Annotated in this window: 6 protein-coding genes; 4 read left to right on the top strand and 2 right to left on the bottom strand. The window is 67.0% G+C overall.

What is annotated here, in order from left to right; translation table 11 throughout:
* Nucleotides 1-54: 54 nt before the first annotated feature.
* Complete coding sequence (locus GOOTI_RS18425; RefSeq protein WP_007240128.1) at nt 55-735, bottom strand: histidine phosphatase family protein; 681 nt, start codon at nt 733-735, stop codon at nt 55-57.
* Nucleotides 735-1,727 (bottom strand): prephenate dehydratase, encoded by a 993-nt coding sequence (gene pheA / locus GOOTI_RS18420; protein ID WP_007240127.1) that lies wholly within the window; start codon nt 1,725-1,727, stop codon nt 735-737. Before pheA ends, GOOTI_RS18425 begins: the two co-directional genes overlap by 1 nt.
* 171 nt (nt 1,728-1,898) lie before the next feature.
* Here pheA and GOOTI_RS18415 point away from each other — a divergent pair, with 171 nt between their 5' ends.
* The 4 genes from GOOTI_RS18415 (at nt 1,899) to GOOTI_RS18400 (ending at nt 7,208) form a co-directional block, all read left to right on the top strand.
* Nucleotides 1,899-2,696 carry a DUF2470 domain-containing protein gene (locus GOOTI_RS18415; protein WP_039994324.1) on the top strand — a complete coding sequence of 266 codons (798 nt, stop codon included), beginning with the start codon at nt 1,899-1,901 and terminating at the stop codon, nt 2,694-2,696.
* A gap of 195 nt (nt 2,697-2,891) precedes the next feature.
* Nucleotides 2,892-3,707: a CPBP family intramembrane glutamic endopeptidase gene (locus GOOTI_RS18410; protein WP_007240125.1), complete on the top strand. Its 816-nt coding sequence runs from the start codon at nt 2,892-2,894 to the stop codon at nt 3,705-3,707.
* An 86-nt stretch (nt 3,708-3,793) separates the two neighbouring features.
* A complete protein-coding gene (locus GOOTI_RS26885; RefSeq protein WP_233425536.1) occupies nt 3,794-5,416 on the top strand; it encodes an LCP family protein in 1,623 nt (540 codons plus the stop codon).
* Between the two features lie 385 nt (nt 5,417-5,801).
* The gene (locus GOOTI_RS18400) at nt 5,802-7,208 is read left to right on the top strand and encodes a MinD/ParA family ATP-binding protein (protein WP_423785234.1); all 1,407 of its coding nucleotides are present in this window, start codon (nt 5,802-5,804) and stop codon (nt 7,206-7,208) included.
* Nucleotides 7,209-7,221: the final 13 nt, after the last annotated feature.

Below are 7,221 nucleotides of genomic sequence, written 5' to 3'. Positions count from 1 at the left end.
CGCCGACGCTGCCGACCCCCGATCCAGCCGCAGTCCGCACCCCTCCGCAGGGCCTTACCCCATCGGGTCGGCGACGAGCGGTTCGTCGACGAGTTCGAACGGCGCGCGGGTGGCGCCCCAGCGCTGCGGGACCCATAGCCCGTCGGTGTACTCCAGCTCGATCGACCCGGTGTTGGCCAGATGTGTCGCGGCGGCAAACTTTCCGTCGATGCCCGCGAGATGTGCGGCGACCAGCCGGATGGCGGCGCCGTGACTGACGAGATAGACGTCGCGCGCGTCGGGGCCGGAGAGGTAGCGCTGTGCCAGATCGGTGACGACGGGCAGATAACGCTCCAGCACCATGGTGAGCGACTCCCCGCCTGGGATCGGCGCGTCGGGATCACCTGAGTACCAACGGTCGAGGATCTCACGGAAGGTGCCGTGCGCGTCGTCGTCGGTGCGGTCCTCGAGCTCGCCCGCCTGCACTTCGTGAACCCCCGCGACGACGTCGGCATCGGCTCCCCACACCGATGCGATCACCTCGGCGGTCTGCTGTGCACGCGTTGCCTGCGAACTGAGCAGCACCCGACCCGCATCCGGTTCGACGCCGCGCTCAGCTACCTGGTTCTCCAGTCCGTACCGAACGGCTTGTCGCACACCGAAATCGGTGAGCGATGCGCCGGGTAGCGCCGTGTCGAGTCGACGCATCACATTCGACGTGGTCTCGCCGTGGCGGACCAGATACAAGCGGGCCATCAGTCATCACCGTCCTCGACGTCGTCGACATCTCCTGTCCCCCGACGCATCGCCGACACCCACTCCGAGCTTGCAGCCTGGTCGGGCGGCGGCGATCCGATCACCCCACGCGCAGTCCATGATCCGAGATACACGATGCGGTCGGCCTCACGGAAGAGCGCCTGCAATGCCTCGGCCACCGCGTCGTCGTCGATGTGGCCGACGGCGTCGAGGAAGAATCGGTACTGCCCGGGGTTCGATTCGCCGGTGGCCGGATCCCGTCGCGGCCTGGATTCGATTCTCGTGAGATCGATTCCGCGCGAGGCGAACTGGTTCATCGCCGACATGAGGCTGCCCGGCTCGTTGGGTAGTTCGAGAATCACGGCGGTGCGGTCGGTCCCGGTTCGCGGTGGCGGAGAAACCGGTCGCCCGACGAGCAGGAACCGCGTCGTGGCATCGACGGCATCCGACACCTCGTCGGCGATCACGGTGAGTCCGGACAGCTCCGCAGCGAGCCGGGTGGTCACCGCAGCGTCGGCCTTACCCTCCGACACATCCTGAGCAGCACCGGCATTCGACGACGCTATGACGAATTCCGCTCCGGGATAGAGTTTGTCGACGGACAGGCGGACCTGGGCAGATGCAACGGGGTATGCGGCAATACGTTTCACCTGGGCGGCGTCGATCGCCGTCGGGGCGGCAATGGCGAAGGCGACGTCGAGCACGGTCTCGGCGACCACTTGCACCCGGCTGACCCCATCGGGTACGAGCGCGTCCATCGTGGCGGGAACCGACCCCTCGAGCGAACTCTCGATGGGCACGCACGCGAAATCGACCTCGCCGGAGCGCACCATCGCTATCGCCGCGGCCGGACTGGCCGCCGCAATCTTGCGCACGTCATCCTGATCGTCGCGGCGAGGTACTCCAGCGGCACCCGTCTCGGTCGCGAGGATCTTGTCCAACGCCATCTCGGTGAAGGTCCCTGCCGGACCGAAGTACGCGAACACTGACACGACAAGAGCTTAGTCGACGCCAGATGAACATCTGTCTGACCTGCGCGGACGACCCGGCGAAGTGAAACCCCGCCTGAGTTGAACCATTGACGGATCGCTCGCAACCACTTTAGGTTAGGGTTACCTATTATGAGCTGGACTGCACATCAGCCGAACGGGAGTGAGCACCGCATGACACGAGCCGTCACCGACCGACCGACGGAGGCAGAGGTCATCGCCACCGCATGCCGGAGGGCCGGTAGCGCGATGCTGGCCGTCGAACCCTCGCAGGACGCGCGGACACCACCCGACACCGCAGCGGATCTCGCCACCCCGACCCAGGTCGACCTCGTCCATCTCTTCGATACCCAGGCGTTTCTCCTGGTGCCGACGGCAGGTCCGGCGATGCGAGCCGCTGCCGACAGCACCGACGGCCTACCCGCGATGGTCGAGATCACCGACTGTGCCCCCATCGACCTGCGTGAGCGGGTCCGCTCGCTGATCTGGCTCAACGGACGCCTGCACCACATCCCGGCGAATCTGGAACGCGACCTGGCCGTCGAGATTGCCACCGAGCACCCCGACGAAGGGCTCCTCGACATCGGACACGGGCGGTCGATGATGCGCTTGCAGATCGAAACCGCCGTCGTCGCGTGCGGCGCGGGTGCGGCGTCGGTACCGGCCGACGAGCTGGCCCGCGCAGAACCCGACCCGTTCTGGGAGTACGAGAACGAGTGGATCAGCCACCTCGACGCCGCGCACGCTGACATCGTCGGACAACTGGCACGCCGACTTCCTCGCCATCTGCGGCAAGGCCGGGTGCGCCCGCTCGGACTCGACCGTTTCGGGTTGCGATTCCGCGTCGAGGGCTCGGCAGGCGATTCCGACGTCCGGCTCCCGTTCCCGCATCCGGTGAACGACGTCAGCGAACTGTCCCGGGCACTGCGCAACCTGGCAGGCTGCCCGTACATGAACAGCCTGCCTGACTGACCGAGACCACCCCCGCCCAGTCGGATCGGATGACCCCTCGTCCAGATCGGCTGGACTGCCAGGGCGCGCGGTCGGGAGGGCTGCCCGACCGCGCGCCCGACTCTTTCTCCGACGTGCAGCGTCCGCCCGGTTGGGTACGCCGAAGCGTCCGCGCCCGTCGCAGATGGCGATCCGATCAGCCGTAGGCTGTCGGCCATGGCCGAGGTGAAGCGCGGACTCACGACGCTGCTCAAGCCTGTTGCGCAACGGGTCGTCGACGTCGTCACCGACTCCCGCGAGCGACGCGCGCTGATCCTCGAGCTCGCCATCGTCGGCGTGCTGACCTTCGGGTTCTCGGCCATCTCCGCGATGCTCTCGCTGATCGAACTGCAACTGACCAGCGGTATCGGCAACGCGACTGTCGCGCTGAACCCGAGCCGGTCGTCGGTGGGACTGATCGATTTCCTGCGCCAACTGATGAGTGCGGTCCGACTGTTCGCCATTGCCGGGCTCGGCGTCTATCTCCTGTGGCGCTCGGGGCTGAAGCCACGCGCGATCGGACTCACCCGTCCGGCAGGCCGCGACGTCCCGCCGGGGCTGATACTCGCCGCCGTGATCGGGCTTCCCGGTCTGGCGCTCGTCGCCGCTGCTCGGGCGCTGGGAATGAACGCACACCTCGTTCCGAGCGAGGTCGACGGCCCGTGGTGGCGTTGGCCGGTCCTTATCCTCATCGCCGTCGGCAACGCCGCCGCGGAGGAGATCATCGTGGTCGCCTACTTCATCACCCGGCTGCGCCAGCTCGGAGCGTCGGAGAACGTGTCGCTCGCGGCCAGCGCCGTCCTGCGTGGCGGTTATCACCTCTACCAGGGCGTCGGCGCAGGCGTCGGGAACCTCGTGATGGGATTGGTCTTCGGCCGCTACTACCAACTCACCAACCGGGTGTGGCCGCTGGTCATCGCCCATGCCGTGATCGACGTCGTCGCGTTCCTCGGATACGCGCTACTGCATGACCATCTCTCGTGGGTGAACTGAGAATCCGCACCAGGTGGGCGACGACCCGGCCACCGTGCATCCCGTGAATGACGCTCCCGCGCAGGGCGTTGCGTACATTTGATCTGATGAACGAGCCAGATCCGCGCTACATGCGCCGCCGCGGTGGTCCGCCACCGCGCGACCAGCAGCCGCGGAATCCGGCACCCTCACCGCCGGGTCGGCACGTTGCTCCCGCAGGTCAGAGACGCAATCCGGCCCCTGCGCCACCTGGCGGACAACGGCCCCACAACCCGTCCCAGCAGCCGCCCGGCCTGCGACCCGATCCGCGATCACACGGACAACAACCCCGACGCACCGCACCGCCGGATGCCAACGATCCGACCCGCCACGTGGCCGGTGCCGCCCAGAACGACCGGGCGCGACGGGTCGGGGAGTATCAGCCACCCCTGGCATGGTCGGCGACCCCGGACCGAGCGCAGCCGGGACGTCCTCGCCGCCCCGCACCGACCAACGCCCCGCGCCCCGCGCCCGCCCAGCGGGACCGGGATCACGCCGGTCAGCGGGACCGAGACCACGCAGGACGTGCACCCGCAGCCCTCGGAGCCGTAGCGGGCGCGGACGCCGCCCGGGCGTACGCACCGACGCAGAAGCCGGAGCCGATGTCCCGCGACAATCAGCGGCCGGGTCGCGGCGGCGCATCGTCTCCACCTCGACGCCCCGATCGCGGCCGTGGTGAGGCTCCGGCATCTCCACCCCGACGACGCATTCCACGCCTGCGTCGGCCCAAGCTCGGACGACCCCGACGCATCGGCAGGATCATCCTGGTCATCCTCCTCGTGATCGTCGTCGGTTCCGTGGGGCTGCTCTTCTACTACGACAGCAAACTGCACCGCGTCGACGCCCTGCCCGGCTATGCCGGACGCCCGACCGATACTCCCGGAACCACCTGGCTGATCGTCGGCAGCGACTCCCGCGAGGGGTTGACCCAGCAGCAGAAGGACAATCTCGCCACCGGCGACAGCGACGGATCGCGCACCGACACCATCATGCTCGCGTACAAGGCACGCAGCGGTAAGGCCGCGCTGATCAGCATCCCGCGCGACCTCTACGTGCCCATCCCCGGGCAGGGCAACCACAAGATCAACGCCGCCTACAACTTCGGCGGTCCGCAACTGCTCGCCAAGACCATCGAGCAGCTCACTGGCATTCGGATCGATCACTACGCCGAGATCGGATTCGGCGGTTTCGACACCCTCGTCGACGCCGTCGGCGGCGTGAACATCTGCATCGACCAGTCGCTGAACGATCCCAAGGCGGGACTCAGGCTGTCGAAGGGCTGCCACGATCTCAACGGTCAGCAGGCACTCGGGCTGGTCCGCACCCGCGCATTCCCCAACGCCGACCTCGAGCGCGTGGTCAATCAGCGAAAGTTCCTGTCGGCGTTGATGTCGAAGGCCACCAGCCCGGGCGTGCTCCTCAATCCGTTCCGCCTGTTCCCGTTCATCAGCGGAGCCGTCGACGGCCTGACCGTCGACAACAGCACCCACCTGTGGCATCTCGGCATGCTCGCGTGGTGGCTCAGTGACGACCCGATCACCACCACGACACCGACGGCGGGTTCGGAACAGACCGACGACGGCGACTCGCTCGCGGTCGGCGACAACACCACACAGTTCTTCGACGCCATCCGGAGTGGCAAGGAGATCCCCAAGGAACTGCTCTCGAATCAGGGCGGCGCGATCGGATAGGGCCCGTGCGGGCAGCTACACGACGCTCTCCACCGACCGGGGTTCGGCGTTGAGGACCGAATCCTATTCTCGATCGTCGAGCACGGTTGAGTTCCTAGGATGCTCGCGACGGAACCATTCGGACAGCAGACGATTCCGTATTTTCTCACTACCGGTTGTATCGTCGGGGACTGGACCATGGGGCTGCACACCGGGGATTGCGAGGACAGACGTGACGTTCGACCACAATCGAGTGCCTGCAGCGCCGCCGTGGCTCACCGGAGGAGCCGCACCTGTGCCGCCACCGTCACCGGACGACGCGACCGGTGATGACGTGAACTCTCCGGCATCCGAGGCGCAACCGCCGATCTCTACACCCCCAGCCGGGCAGGTAGCCGCAGGCCCTGTGGCTGCAGACCCTGTGGCTGCAGACCCTGGTGCTGGAGACCCTGGTGCGGGAAAACCTGTCGCGGGGGGATCTGCGACAGGCGACCCCGCGGCCGGCGAACACGGAGAACCGAGCGGACCGGCCAATGATCAGGCCCCGGCTCCGCTGCCACCGAATGCGCCGCGCCCGCAATGGGTCCCGGAGCCCGAAGAACCACGCACCGACGCAGCCTGGGAGCCGTCGCCGTACCCTGCCCACAACGGACCGGCGTACCCGAACCCCCCGGTGACGCCCTACCCGAGCGCCAACGAGCCGTCGTATCCGAGCCACCATGCGCCGGGACCGGTCCTGAATGGGCCATACCCACCACCACCGGTGGCCGGCTATGGCCCACCACTCAACCAGCATCACGCCGCTCCACCCGCGCCCGGGTACCGCCCTGAGTTCCAGAACAATCGCAGCGCGCCGACCGGATTCAGCTCCGCACAGCCCGGCGACGGTCTCGAATCGGCCGCACTGCTGCGCAGGGCGCGCCGAGCCCCCCGTTCCGGCTGGCGCCGTACTGTTCACCGAATAACCGGCGGCCGCGTCAACCCCGGCGAATCCCAACAGACCGTCTACTATGACGACCTCGTACGGCAGGCGAACGCACCGGTACGCGGCGACTTCCGGATCGCGGTGCTCTCACTCAAGGGCGGTGTGGGTAAGACGACGACGACGGTCGGTTTGGGATCGACATTCGCCAGCCTGCGCGGCGACCGGATCATCGCCGTCGACGCCAACCCCGACCTCGGAACACTCTCGCAGCGCGTGCAGGTGCAAACGCCGTCGACGGTTCGCGATCTACTCCTCGATAAGGCCATCTACCGTTACTCCGATGTGCGACGGCACACCTCGCAGTCAAGCAGTAGGCTGGAAGTCCTTGCCTCCGAACGAGATCCGGCCACAGCCGAGACGTTCAACGAGCAGGACTATCGCACGGTGATGAAGACCCTGCAGCGGTACTACAACATCATCCTCACCGACTGCGGCACAGGTTTGTCTCACTCGGCGATGAACGGAGTGCTCGATCTGGCACAGTCGTTGATACTGGTGTCAACCCCCGCACTCGACGGCGCGCGCAGCGCAAGCGCAACACTGGACTGGCTGCAGACGCACGGGTATCAACACCTGGTTTCGCGAGCGGTCGTCGTTCTGAGCGGCCCGCGAAAAGACTCGACGAAGATCGACGTCGACCAGCTCGCGCAACACTTCCTCGCGAGAACCCGTGCGGTACAGATTATTCCGTACGACGATCACCTCGCCGAGGGCGCAGAGGTAGATCTCGAATTACTCGACAAGGCAACTCGTCGTGCGTTCGTCGAACTTGCAGCGACCGTCGCGGAGGATTTCGCCCTGGCGAGCGACGAGCCAGGACTTCATTAGAAGTCCGGCGACC

Origin of the sequence: Gordonia otitidis NBRC 100426 (genome assembly GCF_000248075.1) — a bacterium.
In the GTDB taxonomy this organism is placed as follows: Bacteria; Actinomycetota; Actinomycetes; order Mycobacteriales; family Mycobacteriaceae; genus Gordonia; species Gordonia otitidis.
The sequence above is the reverse complement of the archived record's forward strand: the minus strand, read 5'-3'. Positions and strand labels throughout refer to the sequence as shown.